Genomic DNA, 15,620 nt, shown 5'->3' with positions numbered 1-15,620 from the left:
GTCGAACTCGCGTCGAACTCGCGTCGAACTCTCGTCGAATCGGGAGAAAGTTCGGAAAATCTACTATTACCTCCTCACCGTCGGGATGGGTGGAGGTACAGAATGAGACGACTTGCATCCATCGCGGCGACGGTGCTGGTGCTCCTGCTCGTCGGGGCAGGCGTCGGCAGCGTCACCGCACTCGACACGGGCGCGACGGACGCGCCCACCGAACAGCTCACGAACACCCAGGCCGACCGGGCGGTGAACGCGGAGACGACCCGGCTCCGCGGCACCGTCTTCGAGACGCGGCTCGCCGGTATTGGGGGCACTGACTGGCTCGACGACCTCGACGCGTTCCTCGCGGTCTTCGACCTCACCGACGAGGAACACGATGCAATCGTCGACGAGGCCGAGGAGATGCGTGCCGACGGTGCGGCCGCGGCCGACCTGCATCACATGGTCCACTACCAGTTGTACCAGCACGGGTACGACGCCAGAGACGTCCACGCGTACGCCGTCGCCTCCCGCCTCGGCGAGGCGTTCGACCTCACCGACGACCAGGTGACCGAACTCGCCACCGGTATCGTCGACCAACTCCACGCCGGTGCCGACCGCGCCGCGGTCCGCGAGCGCGTCCGCGAGACCCTCGAGTCGTTCGGCGTCACCGACGCGGAGATGCGCGCGGCGGTCGTCGAGCACCGTCTCTGAGCCCTGGCCGAGCGCCACGACCTGAGCGACGAACAGACCGAGGCGCTCGTCGACGGGGCGCTCGAACTGGTCGACGACGGCGCGAACCGGGCGGAACTCCGCGAGTACGTCCGCGAGACGCTCGACGAGTTCGGCGTCGACCGTGACGAGCGCCGTGACCACGACCGCGACGAGCGCCGTGACCGCGACGGTCGGTCCGACGACAGACGCGACTACGACGACAGGCGCGACCACGACGAGAGACGCGATCACGACAGCGACGAGACCGACGGGACCGACGCGTAACGTCCCCGACCTCGGCCCTCCCTCTTTAGGTACACTCACGGAGAACGGGCGCACGAATGCGACGGGTGTTGTGGTGGCTCATCGGTGGGTCGCGCGGGGGACGGAACCGCCTGCGTATCATCCGAAGCCTCCACGAGACGCCGATGAACACGAACCAGCTCTCGAACGCGCTCGACCTCGACTACAAGACGATCCAACACCACCTCGAACTCCTCGAGGAGAACGACGTGCTCACGACGATGGGCGACGACTACGGGAAGACGTACTTCGTGACAGACCGGATGGAAGGGAACATGGATGTGCTGGACGAGATCGCCAGCAAGGCGGACCTCTCATGAGCGACCGCGAGGCGCCTACGGACGTGGGCACCGGAGGGGGACAGAGACAGGGAGACCCGTTGACGCGGACGGCGGCGCTGGTCGCCGTGGCGCTCGTCGTGGCGCTCGTCGTCTCGTATCTGTTCACCTCGGCGGTCGGTCCGCGGCTCATCGACCGGCCTCGGCTGGCGCTCGTCCTGCAGGTGAAGCTCATCGTCACGACGTTCACCGTCGTGTTGCTCCTCGCGCTGGCGGGGACGTACGCGAGCCTCTACCGCGACCTGCCGAACCCGTTCACGCTCAGCCTGGTGGTGTTCTGCGTCGCGCTGCTGCTGTACGCGCTCACGTCGAACCCGGTCGTGGTGTTGATCCTCGGCTTCCGCCCCACGCCGTTCGGTCCGTTCACGTTCCTCCCGGACCTCTTCGCGGCGCTCGCGACGGTCGTGCTCCTGTACCAGAGCCAGCGGTAGCCAGCGGTCGCTGGTGGGAGAGCGCCCGCTGGTGCTACAGCGAGCCCGCGACGATGAGGACGATCACGGCTCCGCCGGTGGCGAGCGACGCAGCGAGCGACGCGGCCGCGGCGGTCTCGCCGGCGTACCGCGTCCCGAAGATGGCACCGAGGAGCCCGGCGGTGATGAGCGCCACGACGACCGTCTGTGCGGACGTGAGTCCCACCGGGCCGCTCGCGAACTGGACGAGGATCGTCGCCAGGATGCCGAGAAACGGGGCTGCGACGTACGGACGGTCGGGACCCGGGACGGGGAGCGAACGCATCGAGTCGTCCGAGAGCCGGGAACGACAAAAAGACAGCCGACTTGCACCCGGCCAGCGGTGGTTCGGCCGCGTGACGAGACGGTACGGTGGACCACCGCAACAGCTATCGTGTCGGATGGACAACCTTTGATTGGGGGAGAACGATGACCGAATCAGCGACCGACGACCTGAACGAACAGTTCCACGAGTACACCGACGCCGTCTGGAACCGCGGGAACGTCGACGCCCTCGACGAGCTGTTCGCCGTCGACGTGGTCGTCCACGACGTCCCGCTCGGAGAGACGTACGACGGCCGCGACGAGTTCGCACAGTGGGTGAACCGCGTGCACGAGAGCTTCCCGGACTTCGAGGTCGACATGGAGACGGTCGACTTCGTCGTGAGCGAAGACCGGGTCGCTAGCCAGTGGACCGTCAGCGGGACGCACGAGGGGCCACTCCCCGCCTTCGACGCCGATCCGACGGGCAACACGGTCGAGTTCTCGGGAGCGACCGTCTACCGCCTGGACGGAGCGCAGGTGACCGAGGCGTGGTGGTACTACGACACCCTCACCTACCTCGGCCAGCTGGGTCTCGTCCCCGAGGAACTGCCCGCGTAGCAACGCCCGACGCGACCACGCGGGTTTCAGCTGCGGACTGACTGTCGGCAGTCGGGCGTCTCCGTGGACGGCTGTGGTCACCCGGCACACTCACACGTACAGTCGGACGGCACCGAACAGCACCAGCACCCCGAGCACGTCGGAGGCGTTCGTCACCACGGGGATGACGACGTCGTCGGGGTCGAGGCGGAAGCGGTACGCCGCGTAGGTCGCCACGAGCGTCACGGCGACGGCCAGTACCGCGAGCGCGACGCCGCTCGTGATGGCGATGGCGAACACGGTCGCGAGCGGGAGCCGTGCGGTCCCGAGGAGCGTCGAGAGGCTCCACGCGCCGACACCGATGACGGGGAACACCGTGACCGAGAGCGCGAACGTGGCGAGCGCGTTGCCCGACAGCGTCTCGTCGCCCGGGTCGAACGAGAGGGTGCCGAGGTGGAACGCGGTCGACAGGCGCGCGGCAAGGATGCTCCCGAGGTTGCCGGCGGTGCCGATGGTGACCGGCACGAGAACCAGAAGCGTCGGGAACTCCAGCAGCGACGACTCGAAGCTGCCGAGGACGAGCCCCGAACCCACTTCGACCAGCGTCAACACGAGGAGGACGGGTAGCATCGCACGGGAGATCGCCCGGACGGTCCACTCGGTCGGCATCAGCCACCTCCTCCTCCGCCGAGGGCGAGCACGAGCCTGACGGCGACGAGGAGGAAGAGCACGCCGAAGACGTCACCCGTGGTGGTGACGATCGGCCCGACGAGCGTGTCCGGGTCGCGTCCACGGCGGTAGCCAGCGAACACCACCGTGACGACCACGACCGTCAGGACCACGCCCGAGAGGACGCCGGCGACGAGCGCGACCCCGACGAGCGTCGCCAGCGGCGCGACCGGGTCGTCGAGCGTCGTGAGGAGCGCGAAGACGACGACGGCGGCGAACGTCGACGCGAGGAGTCCGTTCGAGATCGCCGCAGCGGCGGCCGCACCGAGCCGCCGGTCGGCCGCCGACAGCCGTGGTTCGACGAGCCCCTGATGGAGGGCGGTCGCGATCCGCGCACCGAGCGAGCCGTAGACGTTGCCACGGGTCGCGAGGAGGGCAGGGATGAGAACGAGGAGTCCCGGGACGGCGCGAAGCTCCGCACGCATCCCGCCGAGGACGACGCCGGCGAGGAGCCCCCCGACCAGGCTGGCGACGAGCGCGGGGAGCGCGTCGCGGTACGCCTCGACGGCGACCTCGCGGACTGTCATCGTGCCGAGGGACGGTCCCTGGCATTAAAAACCAGGTGACACCCGCGTTCGGACGCCGGATCACGGCCGGGCGGAGTCGTGTACGTCGGCACGGAGCGGAGTCGTGTACGTCGGCACGGAGCAGTGTGAGCTGGACGGGACGCCTCGGGTGGGACAGGTGGCGTGGCTCAGGACGCGACGAGGTCGTCGGATCCGTCTCCCGTGGCCGACTCCCCGACAGCCGTGTGGATCCGCCGTTCGAGTGCCGTCGTCAGCGGACCGAACGCCCGCCACTCCACGCGGCCGTCACGGAGCACGAGCGCGTACACCCGGTCGAGGCGGTCGAGCACGAGCGCCCGGCGGAACGCCGCGAGGTCGGTGTGTGCGGTGAGCGACCGGGACGCGTCGTCGGTGCCGCCGTCGCCGTCCGTGACGTGGAGGTCCACGGCCAGCGACGACTCGACGGCGTCGGGGAGCTCCGGCAGGACGAGGAGGTCGTAACACCAGAAGTCGTGGTTCGCCTCCGCGAGGTCGGTCGCGACCGGGAGCCAGGTCTCGACGTCGGGCGTCACTTGCGGCGTGAAGTGAACGAGCAGGAGTGTCGGATCCGATCCGAGATCGTTCGGCAGCGTCACCGACCGACCGTCGAGGTCCCGTGCTTTGAGTTCGGGGAATCGCATGGAAGAGGGACGTCATCGGCCGTGATAAGCTTTCTCTGGGCAGTGCACGCAGAGTTGTGTTCTCACAGCGCCACAATGATACGAATACATATGACAGAGACACACAGTGACGAGTGAATCGATCGGCGAATCCAACGTATCGACGCTCTCGAAAGTGCGGGGCGTTGCGTTCTCGCTCGTCGCGGTCGTGACGCTCATCCTCCCCGGCGTGATGCTCGGTGGAGAGCTCCTGCTCGCGTTCACCGGGTGGACCACGGACATGGGCACCCACCAGGTCCACGACATGATCAGCTTCCCGATGCTGTGGCTCGCCCTCCTCATCCCAGTAGCGACGCTCTTGTACCGCCCGAAGCGACGGGTGACCACCGTGTTGGCACCGCTGGTCTTTCTGGCGCCGCTGGTTGTGTTCGCCCTCGCCGCCGACTCGCCCATTTTGATGCTCCCCCTCATCTTCGGCGTGCTGGGTCTCGTCCTCGTCGCCCTGCATCCGGCCGGCCGGTCCGTCCTCCGGCTGGACCGGGTCGAACGGCTGAACCGGCTGCTCGCGGGGCTCGTCGTCGTCGCCGCGGTTCCCCTGCTGGTGTTCGCGGGCGACCAGATACTCCGGCAAGTGACGCTCGCCGACGACCACGTCCTCTTCGTGCACTACGGGGCGATGGCCGCGGGTGCGGTGTACATCGTCCTGATGGCCGCACTGGCCACCGTCAGAGAACGCGACTGGCGCTTCGCCGCGTGGAGTGCAGGAGCCGTCGCCGTCCTGCTGGGCGCGACCTCGCTCGCGTTCACCGTCGAGTCGAGCGCCGGTCCGCTGTGGGGCGCGCTCGCCGTCGCGTGGGGGGTCGCCTTCGTCGGCGTCGCTGAGTACACCCGCCGGCCGGTCGTCGAAACGACGCCGTCACAGCCGGACACCCCGCAGCCGATGTAAGCGAAAAAACGCGCGAAGCGGCTTCAGCCGAACGGGCCGCCGCCCATCCCACCCATGCCGCCCATGCCGCCACCGCCGCCCTGTTTCTGGAGCTTCTTCATCATCCGCTGCATATCGCCGTCGCCCATCCCCTGGAACTGCTTGAGGGTACGCTCCATCATCTTGTGCTGCTGGAGCAGCTCGCGGACGGTCTCCTCCCCGGTGCCCGAGCCGCGGGCGATGCGGCGAACCTGCTGAGCGCCGACGGAGCGGGGGTTCTCCATCTCCGCGTCCGTCATCGAGTCCATGATCACCTCGAACTTCCGCATTCGATCCTGGGTGACGTCCATCGCGTCGTCCGGGAGCTGGTCCTTGATCCCCCCGCCCAGCCCGGGGATCATGTCCATCACCTGGTCGAGCGGCCCCATCTTGTTCATCGCCTCCATCTGCTTCTGCATGTCCTTCAGCGTGAACGACCCCTTCATGATGTCCTCGGGGTCCCAGTCGTCGTCCTCGGCCTGCGTCTCGGCCATCGCGCGCTCGACGCGCTCGGAGAGCTGTTTGAGGTCGCCCATGCCGAGGAGCCGGGAGATGAAGCCGTTGGGCTCGAACCGCTCGATGTCCTGGACTGTCTCGCCCGTGCCGAGGAAGGAGATCGAGGAGCCGGTCTCGTTCACCGCCGTGAGCGCTCCGCCACCCTTCGCGGTGCCGTCGAGCTTCGTGATGACGACGCCGCCGATGCCGATCGAGTCGTCGAACTCCCGTGCCTGCTCCTTCGCGCCCTGGCCGATGGCTGCGTCGAGCACGAGGAGGTTCAGGTCGGGGTCGACGACCGACTCGATCTCCTCGATCTCGTCGATGAGGTCGGCCTCGAGCGCGTGCCGCCCCGCGGTGTCGACGATGCGGACGTCGGCGTCCTCGGTCGCCTCGAGCCCGTCGCGGGCGATCTGGACGGGGTCGTCGGCGTCGGGATCGCCGTAGAAGTCGACCTCTGCGCGTTCGCACATCTGTTTCGCCTGGTCGTACGCGCCGGGCCGGAACGTGTCCGTCTGGATCACGGCCGGGCGAAGCCCCTTCTTCGAGAACCACCACGCCATCTTCGCCGATGTCGTCGTCTTCCCGGACCCCTGGAGGCCCGCGAGCATGATCGTCTGCGGCTCCAGCGGGATCTCCGTGGAGTCGCCGATGAGATCGACGAGTTCCTCGTAGACGATCTTGAGGACGTGGTCGCGGGCGCTGGTGCCTGCCGGTGGATCCTCGTCGAGCGCTCGCGTCTTGATCGAGTCGGACAGCTCCATCACGAGGCTCACGTCGACGTCCGCCGACAGCAGCGACCGTTGAATCTCCTTGACGATCTCCTGGACGTCGTCCTCGGAGAGCCGGGACTTCCCCTGGAGCTTGTTCAACGAACCCCTGAGGGAACTCCCGAGGTTGTCGAGTACCATTGTTGAATGCAGGTAGGAGACGGGGGCGGTAAAGGCTTTGTTCGTCGCGGATGGTGGTGGTCTATGAGACACCGGGTGCGTTCGGCGTGGCTTCGACCCGCGTCGTGACCACTGACTCACGAGCGGACGTGAACGTGGCTCGCGGGTGACGGCGAAACGGCTGCCAGGACGGATCTGTCGCCGACCCCTCCACCCGACTCTTTCGCTCACTCCATTCGCTCAGTTACCCCTCGCGTTCCGTCGTGGCCGGAGCCGCGACTGTCGTGCCACCGCAGCGACTGTCACGCCACCACAGAGCCGGTCGGCGCGAGCGAAGGACACGCGCGACTGACGAGGACTGCAGGGCTGGAGGCCAGAGGATCGCAATCGACTGGGGAGGACGCGGCGTAACCACGCACCGTGTACTGCGGGATCGTCGTCACGGACGGCTTTGACCCCGTCGATTCGGACGAGGACGAGCAACGGAAGCCGGACGTTCATCCCATGTGTTCTCGGTCGTTGTCAGAAACGCCGTGCGAGATACAGGGCGCGTATCGCTCGTCGGCAGCTATCCATATCGCGTACTTGCGATGGGCCCTATTGTACTCCTGCGAGAGGCTTCCTGCCCCACCCCGTAGGGGGATCGAGCTGGGCGAACAGTTCGCTTAGACATCGCCCGGATCGCAGGATATCTATACGTCGATTCGGCTGGAACGGACACCACAATGAGCCTGCTTTCAGCGATAGTGATATTCGTCGTCGGATTGATCTCCGGTGTCATCATCAGAGCAATTGCCGGGCTCGCGGCTCTCATCGCACTCGTTCTGGTCATTTTCGGTATCGCCGCACCGGATATCGGACTTATCGATTACGTTATTCAGAATATCTATCAGGGGAATGAACTGCTGTTCCTCGCTGGCCTGCTGTTCGGTATTGACGCCCACCAAGCGAGGAAAGACGGTGGCGGCAGCTAAACACGCCACAGGGCTACACAGATTCTCTGTATCGGTCGCGACATCTCATCTCCTCTGTCACCTGCCACTCAGAACGCACGAAAATTCACGCGATTCCGACGAACGAGTCACACGCCCGCTCGACAGCAGTCACAACCCACACCTTACTTACCCGCCGCTCGTCAACCGGCGACTCGTGCCCGTAGCCGGCTTCGAGACCACCACCCTCGTCGCGTACCTCGCCGCAGCGGTGGCGCTCATCCTCGCGCCCGGGCCGGACACGATGTACGTGCTCGCGCGCGGGCTCCAGGGGCCGGACGCTGGCGTTCGCTCGGCACTCGGCGTCGCGACGGGTGTTCTCGGCCACACGCTCGCGGCGGCGGTTGGCGTCGCCGCGCTCCTCCGGACCACCCCGACAGCCTTCACCGTCCTGAAGTACGTCGGCGCGGCCTACCTGCTCTACCTCGCGGTCGAGACCCTGCGCACGGACGAGTTCGACCCGACGACCGAGACGGAGGCGGGTGGGAGCTTTCGCCGGGGCGTCCTCGTCAACGCGCTCAACCCGAAGGTCGCGCTGTTCTTCCTCGCCTTTCTCCCCGGGTTCGCGGGATCGGGCCCCGATGCGCCGACGCGAATGGCGCTCCTGGGTGCGCTGTACGCCGCCATCACGGCCGTCTACCTGTCGAGCGTGGCGCTCGCGTCCAACCGTGCCGGGCGACTCCTCGCGCGAAGCCGGGTCTCCTCGGGGTTGCAGTACGTCGCCGCCGGCGTGATGGTCGTCCTCGCGGCGACGCTGCTCCGCTGACGCGTGACGAACGCTCCTCGCCGTCTTCGACCGATCGTCCTTTGTCGTCTCCGACCGACTCTCCGACGAGATGCGTGACGTGGTTCGGAACCGTCTCGGGCGGTACAAGCGACCGCTCCGCTACGTGATGGGTGTCCTATACGTCGTCGCCGGCGCGATGCACTTCGTCGTCCCACAGGTCTACGTGCAGGTCGTCCCCCCGTCGCTCCCCCGCCCGCTCGCCCTCGTCTACCTCTCCGGGATCGCGGAGATCCTCCTCGGCCTCGGTGTCCTCGTCCCCCGGACGCGCCGGATCGCCGCGTGGGGACTCGTTCTCCTGTTGCTCGCCGTCTTCCCCGCGAACGTCTACATGGCGACCCACGACGTCGTCCTGGAGGGCGTCCCCGAGTGGGCCAGCGAACCGTCCGACGCGGCCACGTGGGCGCGGCTGCCGTTCCAGGGGGTCTTGCTCCTCTGGGCGTGGTGGTACACGCGGCCCGACGGCACGGCGTGATACCGAGCGTCGGTCAGCTCCCGGTGGTGTCCGTCTCCGCGCCACTCGTCCCCTCGCTGGTGGTGTCCGAGAGCGTCCAGACGTCGGTCTCGGCTCCGGTCCCCGGATCGCGCTCGGCCACGGTCTCGAACAGGTCGTGGACGAACGTCTCGGCCTCGGCGACCGACATCGAGTCGAGGTCGGCGGCCTCCAGCTGCCCGAGCGCGAGCGACGCGCCGCTCCCGAGGGCCATCGGCGGGTCCCCGAGCGTCGAGCCGTCGGCGTACACGCCGCGGAGTGCGGCACGTCCCGTGCCGTTTTCGCGCTCTCCCTCGTCGTCGCGGTCGCGCCCGGCGACGACCGCCTCCATCCCCGTTCCGGACGCGAGTTCGCTCGCGAGTCGTTCGAGAACGGCGACGGAGACCGACCCGCGGTCGAGCCGGTACGACCGGAGTTCGCCCGCGAGACGGTCGGCGAACCGATCGACGTCCGAGCCGACTGCGGCGGCACCGACGTCGTCGAAGTCGAAGACGTGCCGCCGGTTGCGACTCTCGATCCGCCCGTCTCGAACCAGCACGCGGTCGCCCGCGAGGACGACGCCGTCGCGACAGCGGAGGCCAACGATAGTGGCCATGTCTGACGATGTGTCGCGAACGAGAAAAGCGGTGGGCCTGCGAGACCGGCCGCCGAGGCGGCGTGTCGGGACGGCTACGCCGCCTCGGCGGCCGGTTCGTAGGTGTCACTCAGTGCACACCCAGACGACACTCGACGACGGACGGACGAGAGCACGAAACACAGCCTGACGCCGAGGAGACGACCCGTCGCGCTACTCCTCGTCGCCGAGGAGGCTCGCGACGAGTTCCTCGGGGTCGAACCGGGCGAGATCGTCGTACCCCTGGCCCACGCCGAGGAAGAGGATCGGCTTCCCCGTGACGTAGGCGATGGAGATGGCCGCGCCACCCTGGGAGTCGGCGTCCGCCTTCGTGAGGACGGCACCGTCGATCTCGGCGGCCTCGTTGAACTTCTTCGCCCGCTGGACCGCGTCCTGTCCGGCGACGGCCTCGTCGACGAACAGCGTCACGTCGGGATCGACCACGCGGTCGATCTTCTCTAGCTGGGCCATCAGGTCGTTCGAGGTGTGGAGCCGTCCCGCGGTGTCGCCGAGGACGACGTCGACGTCGTGTGCCTCGGCGTACTCGACGGCGTCGTAGATGACGGCGGCGGGGTCGCCACCCTGCTCGTGGCTGATGAGCTTCTTCCCGAGGTTGTCGGCGTGCTCGCGGATCTGTTCGTTCGCGCCGGCGCGGTAGGTGTCGCCGTTCGCCATGACGGTCGACAGCCCGCGCGCTTCGAAGTAGCGCGCCATCTTGGCGATCGACGTGGTCTTGCCGACGCCGTTGACGCCCGTGAAGATGATCGTGACGGGCTTGTCTGCCGCCTGAATCCGCTGGTCGAAGTCGAACTGCCCGACCGAGATCACCTCCAGCAGGGCGTCGGAGAGCGCCGCCGAGACCAGTTCGGCGGTCGTATCCACCTGCTTGCGCGACTCGCCGATCATCTTCTCGCGGATCGTCTCCAGAATGGCCTCCGCGACGTTCATTTCGACGTCGGACTCCAGCAGCGCCATCTCCAGCTGCCAGAGCGGCTCTTCGAGGTCCTCTTCCTCGATGATGATCCGCCCGGTCGCGAACGCCTTCGCCCGCTGGAGGGTGCTGGCGCTCTTACGTTCGGCACCGCCCGCGGCCTCCTCGACGGCCGTCTCGACGCCCTCGGCGGCGAGCCGTTCCTCGTCGTCCGAGAGGTCGACGTCGTCGGGGACGTCCTCGGCGTCCGGCTCGACCGCGGTGCCGGCGTCGTCGCTGTCGACCGCCGCGGTCGTCGTCTCGCCGTCGTCTGCACCAGCGTCCGCATCTGCGTCCGTGTCCGTGTCGACGCCGGCGTCGGCCCCGGTCCCCGCGTCAGCCGTGGCTTCGGCGGCAGCGTCGTCGACGCCGTGCTCGACGTCGGCGGCGGCCACCTCTCCGTCCGTGGAGTCGGCCTCGGGATCGGCCTCCGACTCGACTTCGGCCTCCGACTCGACTTCGGCCTCCGACTCGACTTCGGTCTCCGGTTCGGCCTCGGCCTTCTCCTCGGCCGTCTCCTCGACGTCTTCGCGGAAACTGTTCAGCTTCTTCTTCAGCCCGTCGAACATCGGCGGTTACTCGTCGTCGGACTGCTGCATCTGCTGCATCTGCTGCATCTGCTGCTGCTGCATCTGCTGTTGCATCTGCTGGGCCTGCTGTTCCAGCTCGGCGCTCTCGTCTTCGAGTTCGGAGATCTCCTCGCGGACGTCTGCGATGCGGTCGTCGATCGCCTCCTTCCTGTGTTCGAGGGCGTCCGCGGCCGCGTCCTGCTCCTGCTCGGCGGCGTAGTTGCCGCCGAGCTCGACGATGATCTCGTCGATGTCCTGGATCTCGGCGCGGACGTACGCGCCGCCGCCGAGCGGCACCTGCACCGTCGAGCCGGTCTCGAGCGTCTCGATCGCCTCGATCGCCTCATCGATCTCGTCCTGCTCGTCCTGGTAGGCGTCGATCTCGGCCTCGAGCTCGTCGATCTCGCCCTGGATCGCCTGCAGTTCCTGCGAGAGCTGCTGGAGCTGCTGGTTGCCACCGCCACCCATCATGCGGCGGTCACCTCCCCGATCTCGATCTGCGTGCGCTTGAGGTTGTGCTCGCTCCCCAGCTGGGAGAGGACGTGTTCGCGAGCGACAGAGTCGTTGGGTGCCTCGACGCGTTTGGTGAACTCCTGGAAGCCGTTCCGCATCTGGAAGCGGCCGCTCACTGTAAACTGGCTCATGTCTACGCCTGGGAGAAGGAGCGGGAAGAGTCTTCCTACTCGGTTCCGTCGCGGCGGTCGGTGTGGTCGACGACGGGCGTCCGTGAGCGTCGTCGTCTCGACCGGGGTGCGTCGGCAGAGACGCGTCAGTCGATGTAGCCGAGCGCGTCCTCGATCCGGCCGAGTTCGGGGCCGGTCGTGTCCTCGCCGACGACGTAGCCCGTCTCGTTGGCGACGAGGCCCGAGCCGACGAGCGGCGCGCCGTAGTTCACGGTCCCGATGTCGGCCCGTACGTCGAGGTGTGCCTCGAGCGCCTCGAGTTCGGGCTCTCTGGACTTGGGGTGACAGAGCACGCCGCGGTTGTTCGCGACGGCGGCAGTGCCCACCGTCCGGACGTCCGCGAGGTCGCCACGTTCGACGGGGACCGCGAGCGCCTCCTCGACGACGGCGACGGCCTCCGCGGAGAGCTCCGGGTGGACGTACGCCCCGTAGTCGTTGGCGAGCACGACGTTGCCCGCGGCGTTGATACGCCCCGGGAGTTCGTAGACGGGGACGTCGGTGACGGCGGCGATCGCGTCGCGTTCGCGTTCGGTCGACCGACCCGTGACGAGGAGCCCGTTCTCGTTGCCGGTCGCGAGCGCCCCGACGGTTCCGGAGCCACCGACGGTCGTCTGTACGGTGGGAACGCCGAGTTCCTCACCGATCATGGCGACCAGATCGGCGTCGGCGTCGGGCCGGACGAGAAGACAGTCGTCGGTCGCGCGTGCGAAGACACCGACGTACGACGACCCGGCGAAGGAGGCGCGGAGCACGCGTTACCGCGCCGGCTCGGCCTCGACGATCGGCTCGCCGTCCTCGACGAACCGCGCGGCGCGAACCCGGAGCTTGCTCGGCGGGTTCTTCCGGCCGCGAGCCCAGACGGTCTCGTTCAGCGAGGGGTCCAGTCGGACGTCCGACTCGTCGACCGTGAAGTGTTTCGCGAGGTGTGCGCGGATGATGCTCATCGCCTTGCCCGCCCGTTCGTGGTCGGGGGCCGCGCGGACGTCCCGGAGCGGCACGGTGACGACACGCTCTTCGAAGTCGTTGGCGCTCATGGCTTACTCGTCGGTGTCGCTTCGGCGCCAGTTGCGCCGCTTGGGGTTGCGCTGGACTTCCATGTCCGTCTTCATCATCACCCACGCGGGGACCCGGCTGTTCTGCCGTTCGAGCTTGGCCAGCCGCTTCTTCTTGGCCTTCGATTTCTTACCCATAGTGACGGGTACTTCATGAGGAGCGCATAAAATCTTGTTCTTTCGGACCTCCACCGGGGGATCGCTGGATTCGGCCGCCACGGACACCGGGGGCGCCCCGCCGTCGTGAGGAATCCGGCGGGCCGAAATCTCCAGCGCCCGCGTTTCGTATCGTCACATGTGGTGTATCGACGCTCGTGGGACTTCGACCCGGAACGCACGGAGATCCGTGAGCTGAGGGCCGAACCGCCGGAGATCGTGGGCCGGGCTCCGACTGGGTGCACTCGTTCGGAGACGGACGTGTTCGCGGACTCACGTCCGCTCCGATAGCGACGCTCCGACGCGGGCACAGGTCGGGAACGTCGCACGATCACGACCCTGTGCGTGGTTCTGACGAACCGAAGTCATGATCCCACTGGCGCGCACGTGGCACTGCCGACCGACCGGGAGGCGTCTCCGACCCCTGGGTCGAGCGCGCGGGGTCGACAGTGCTGTCGTTCGCCGACCCGCTCCGACCTTGCGACACGCCGCGGCGGCCGGTCGGTTTCTTGATTCGAGGAGTGTGGACCCGAGACTCCCGGCCGCCACCGTGGTTCCCACCGATTCACGCGTCGCCGGTCGGCCGGCCACGTCGCGAGTCGTGACCGTTGTTCTGTCGGTGCTCCGTCGCGGTGACTCGCTCGTCACACTCTCCGCCGCGGTCGAGCCGTCTGCGCCGTGCTCCTCGACTGGTCGTGGCTCGATTGATCTCGCTTCGCCGCTCGACCTTCGAGTCGGCCGATTTCGAGGCTCCTTGACGCTCGATTCGACCGCTTCCCGTGAGCCGGTTCGAACGAAGCGTAAATCGTATTCCGCGATACGAAACCACGGTCTCCGTCGTCACCCCGACCACTGGCTCTCGTCGCCGTGGGACTCCGCGCGCCGGACCGTCGTCCGCGCCACCGCACCCGACGAGCGCGAATCAGGCGACGCTGCCGCCGTCCACGAAATCACGACCCCGACCGGCCCGGCCGGTGCCAGTCGCTCGTCGGGCACAGGTGATGGACCGCGACCGCGGTGCGGTGACGCCGAAGCCAGCTCAGATCTCGGATTCGTCGACGACACGCTCGCCCACGGGCGAGTCGTACGACGCGAAGCGCGTGAGCAGTTCGTCGGGGTCGTCCGTGACGACGAGCAGGTCCCGGTGGGCCGGTTCGACGAACCCCGCGTCCACCTGCGTCTCGAAGAAGGAGACGAGCCCGTCGTAGTAGCCCGCGACGTTCAACAGCCCGCAGGGGTCGGTGTGAAACCCCAGCTGCGCCCAGGTCAGCATCTCGACGAGTTCCTCGAGCGTCCCGAAGCCGCCGGGGAGCGCGACGAACCCGTCGGCGAGGTCGGCCATCCGCCGTTTGCGGGCGTGCATCGAGTCGACGACGTCGAGCCGCGTGAGCCCCGCGTGGGCGACCTCGCGTGTTTCGAGCGCCTCGGGGATGACTCCGACGACGTCGCCACCGGCGTCGAGCGCCCCGTCGGCGACCGCACCCATCAGCCCGACGTCACCACCCCCGTAGACGAGCCCGATCCCGCGTTCGGCGAGCAGGCGGCCGAACGACGCGGCGGCCGCCCGGAACGCGGGATCGGTCCCGGACCGTGACCCGCAGTAGACGCAGATTCGCTCCATGGTCTGGGGTGTCGGCGGCTGGGTATAAGTCGTCTTCCGAGCCGCTCGCGGTGATTCTGTATCGCGAAATGTGATTTACGGCTCGCCCGTTCGAATCCGACGACGCCCTCGACAGACGTCGACGGGGGCGATCTCGAACGACGAGTCGTCTCGACGACGGTCGCGACGAGGGCCGTCTCCTCCACGAGCGTCGCTGGTCAGGCGGAGGCGACGGGTTCGCCGTCCTCGCCGACCGGCTCCCCCGTCCGGAGATGCGCGACGAGCCCCTCGAGGACGGCGTCGAACCGCTTCTCGAACTGCCGTTCCATCACGACCCGTCCCAGGAGCCAGCCGAGCGGGCCGTACTTCGGCGTGAACCGGGCGGTGATCGTGACGTCGCTGTGTGTCTCGTCGAGCGCGTCGACCGTGACGTCGACCGTGTTCGAGACGAGCGGATACGAGCCCACGTCGGTGAACGCCACGGTGTAGGCGGTCCCCGGATCGTAGTCGAGGATCGTCTCCTCGATGCGGCCGCCGTCGGAGAAGACACACTCGCGGCACGCGCCCTGTCCGGTCTCGGGCCCGCTCACGATCCGCGAGGATTCGACGCCGGGGTTGTACTTCCAGACGCCGCCGAAGTCGTCGATGACCTCCCAGACGCGGTCTTTCGGTGCGTGCAGTACCCGTGACCGACGGACAGTGTGCATGAGAGAACGACCACTCCCTCGATAATAACGCTCCCTCGCTCGTGTGTGACCGTCGCACCGATCGGCATCCTCTCGGCCCGTGGGTCGCCCACGACGACGATCTGTCGACCGTGGTCG

At 67.8% G+C, this 15,620-nt stretch carries 22 protein-coding genes; 8 read left to right on the top strand and 14 right to left on the bottom strand.

Going from position 1 to position 15,620, the window contains the following annotated elements:
- Positions 1-102 precede the first annotated feature (102 nt).
- The 3 genes from FZP69_RS18985 (at position 103) to FZP69_RS23095 (ending at position 1,762) form a co-directional block, all read left to right on the top strand.
- On the top strand, positions 103-690 hold the full coding sequence (locus FZP69_RS18985) for a hypothetical protein (protein WP_152042929.1): 588 nt from the start codon (positions 103-105) through the stop codon (positions 688-690).
- A gap of 350 nt (positions 691-1,040) precedes the next feature.
- Positions 1,041-1,313, top strand: a complete 273-nt coding sequence (locus tag FZP69_RS18980) for an ArsR/SmtB family transcription factor (protein WP_240137769.1) — start codon at positions 1,041-1,043, stop codon at positions 1,311-1,313.
- On the top strand, positions 1,310-1,762 hold the full coding sequence (locus FZP69_RS23095) for a hypothetical protein (protein ID WP_240137712.1): 453 nt from the start codon (positions 1,310-1,312) through the stop codon (positions 1,760-1,762). Before FZP69_RS18980 ends, FZP69_RS23095 begins: the two co-directional genes overlap by 4 nt.
- A gap of 34 nt (positions 1,763-1,796) precedes the next feature.
- Here the strand turns inward: FZP69_RS23095 and FZP69_RS18970 are convergent, their stop codons facing one another.
- Positions 1,797-2,066, bottom strand: a complete 270-nt coding sequence (locus FZP69_RS18970) for a hypothetical protein (RefSeq protein WP_152042927.1) — start codon at positions 2,064-2,066, stop codon at positions 1,797-1,799.
- A gap of 143 nt (positions 2,067-2,209) precedes the next feature.
- Here FZP69_RS18970 and FZP69_RS18965 point away from each other — a divergent pair, with 143 nt between their 5' ends.
- A complete protein-coding gene (locus FZP69_RS18965) occupies positions 2,210-2,662 on the top strand; it encodes an ester cyclase (protein WP_152042926.1) in 453 nt (150 codons plus the stop codon).
- Between the two features lie 90 nt (positions 2,663-2,752).
- Here FZP69_RS18965 and FZP69_RS18960 read toward each other — a convergent pair whose 3' ends face one another.
- The 3 genes from FZP69_RS18960 to FZP69_RS18950 form a co-directional block, all read right to left on the bottom strand.
- Positions 2,753-3,310, bottom strand: coding sequence for a magnesium transporter (locus FZP69_RS18960; protein WP_152042925.1), 558 nt, complete (start codon positions 3,308-3,310; stop codon positions 2,753-2,755).
- Positions 3,310-3,897, bottom strand: coding sequence for a magnesium transporter (locus FZP69_RS18955; protein ID WP_152042924.1), 588 nt, complete (start codon positions 3,895-3,897; stop codon positions 3,310-3,312). Before FZP69_RS18955 ends, FZP69_RS18960 begins: the two co-directional genes overlap by 1 nt.
- A 167-nt stretch (positions 3,898-4,064) precedes the next feature.
- Complete coding sequence (locus tag FZP69_RS18950) at positions 4,065-4,556, bottom strand: hypothetical protein (RefSeq protein WP_152042923.1); 492 nt, start codon at positions 4,554-4,556, stop codon at positions 4,065-4,067.
- Positions 4,557-4,662: 106 nt separating this feature from the next.
- Between FZP69_RS18950 and FZP69_RS18945 the strand changes: the two genes are divergently transcribed.
- A complete protein-coding gene (locus FZP69_RS18945) occupies positions 4,663-5,481 on the top strand; it encodes a hypothetical protein (protein ID WP_152042922.1) in 819 nt (272 codons plus the stop codon).
- Between the two features lie 23 nt (positions 5,482-5,504).
- Here FZP69_RS18945 and FZP69_RS18940 read toward each other — a convergent pair whose 3' ends face one another.
- On the bottom strand, positions 5,505-6,905 hold the full coding sequence (locus tag FZP69_RS18940) for a signal recognition particle protein Srp54 (RefSeq protein ID WP_152042921.1): 1,401 nt from the start codon (positions 6,903-6,905) through the stop codon (positions 5,505-5,507).
- Positions 6,906-7,609: 704 nt separating this feature from the next.
- Between FZP69_RS18940 and FZP69_RS18935 the strand changes: the two genes are divergently transcribed.
- From FZP69_RS18935 to FZP69_RS18925, 3 genes are all read left to right on the top strand, one after another.
- Positions 7,610-7,858: a hypothetical protein gene (locus FZP69_RS18935; protein WP_152042920.1), complete on the top strand. Its 249-nt coding sequence runs from the start codon at positions 7,610-7,612 to the stop codon at positions 7,856-7,858.
- A gap of 175 nt (positions 7,859-8,033) precedes the next feature.
- A complete protein-coding gene (locus FZP69_RS18930; protein ID WP_240137710.1) occupies positions 8,034-8,642 on the top strand; it encodes a LysE family translocator in 609 nt (202 codons plus the stop codon).
- A gap of 70 nt (positions 8,643-8,712) precedes the next feature.
- Positions 8,713-9,135 (top strand): DoxX family protein, encoded by a 423-nt coding sequence (locus FZP69_RS18925; RefSeq protein WP_152042918.1) that lies wholly within the window; start codon positions 8,713-8,715, stop codon positions 9,133-9,135.
- A gap of 13 nt (positions 9,136-9,148) precedes the next feature.
- Here the strand turns inward: FZP69_RS18925 and FZP69_RS18920 are convergent, their stop codons facing one another.
- The 9 genes from FZP69_RS18920 to FZP69_RS18880 form a co-directional block, all read right to left on the bottom strand.
- Positions 9,149-9,748, bottom strand: a complete 600-nt coding sequence (locus FZP69_RS18920; RefSeq protein WP_152042917.1) for a 20S proteasome subunit A/B — start codon at positions 9,746-9,748, stop codon at positions 9,149-9,151.
- A 192-nt stretch (positions 9,749-9,940) separates the two neighbouring features.
- Positions 9,941-11,305, bottom strand: coding sequence for a signal recognition particle-docking protein FtsY (ftsY, locus tag FZP69_RS18915; RefSeq protein ID WP_152042916.1), 1,365 nt, complete (start codon positions 11,303-11,305; stop codon positions 9,941-9,943).
- Between the two features lie 6 nt (positions 11,306-11,311).
- Positions 11,312-11,773 carry a prefoldin subunit alpha gene (gene pfdA, locus FZP69_RS18910; protein WP_152043439.1) on the bottom strand — a complete coding sequence of 154 codons (462 nt, stop codon included), beginning with the start codon at positions 11,771-11,773 and terminating at the stop codon, positions 11,312-11,314.
- Positions 11,773-11,949: a 50S ribosomal protein L18Ae gene (rpl18a, locus tag FZP69_RS18905; RefSeq protein ID WP_152042915.1), complete on the bottom strand. Its 177-nt coding sequence runs from the start codon at positions 11,947-11,949 to the stop codon at positions 11,773-11,775. Before rpl18a ends, pfdA begins: the two co-directional genes overlap by 1 nt.
- Before the next feature lie 125 nt (positions 11,950-12,074).
- The gene (locus FZP69_RS18900; protein WP_152042914.1) at positions 12,075-12,740 is read right to left on the bottom strand and encodes a translation initiation factor IF-6; all 666 of its coding nucleotides are present in this window, start codon (positions 12,738-12,740) and stop codon (positions 12,075-12,077) included.
- Between the two features lie 3 nt (positions 12,741-12,743).
- Entirely contained in the window at positions 12,744-13,022 is a 279-nt protein-coding gene (locus tag FZP69_RS18895; RefSeq protein WP_152042913.1) for a 50S ribosomal protein L31e, read from the bottom strand.
- 3 nt (positions 13,023-13,025) lie between these two features.
- Entirely contained in the window at positions 13,026-13,178 is a 153-nt protein-coding gene (locus tag FZP69_RS18890) for a 50S ribosomal protein L39e (RefSeq protein WP_103427295.1), read from the bottom strand.
- A 1,057-nt stretch (positions 13,179-14,235) separates the two neighbouring features.
- The gene (locus tag FZP69_RS18885; RefSeq protein ID WP_152042912.1) at positions 14,236-14,817 is read right to left on the bottom strand and encodes an LOG family protein; all 582 of its coding nucleotides are present in this window, start codon (positions 14,815-14,817) and stop codon (positions 14,236-14,238) included.
- Positions 14,818-15,014: 197 nt separating this feature from the next.
- Positions 15,015-15,503, bottom strand: a complete 489-nt coding sequence (locus tag FZP69_RS18880) for an SRPBCC family protein (protein WP_152042911.1) — start codon at positions 15,501-15,503, stop codon at positions 15,015-15,017.
- Positions 15,504-15,620: the final 117 nt, after the last annotated feature.

It is taken from the genome of Salinigranum salinum, from assembly GCF_009176545.1.
Classification (GTDB): Archaea; Halobacteriota; Halobacteria; order Halobacteriales; family Haloferacaceae; genus Salinigranum; species Salinigranum salinum.
Note: the sequence above shows the minus strand (reverse complement) of the source record. Positions and strands in the feature narration are given on the sequence as shown.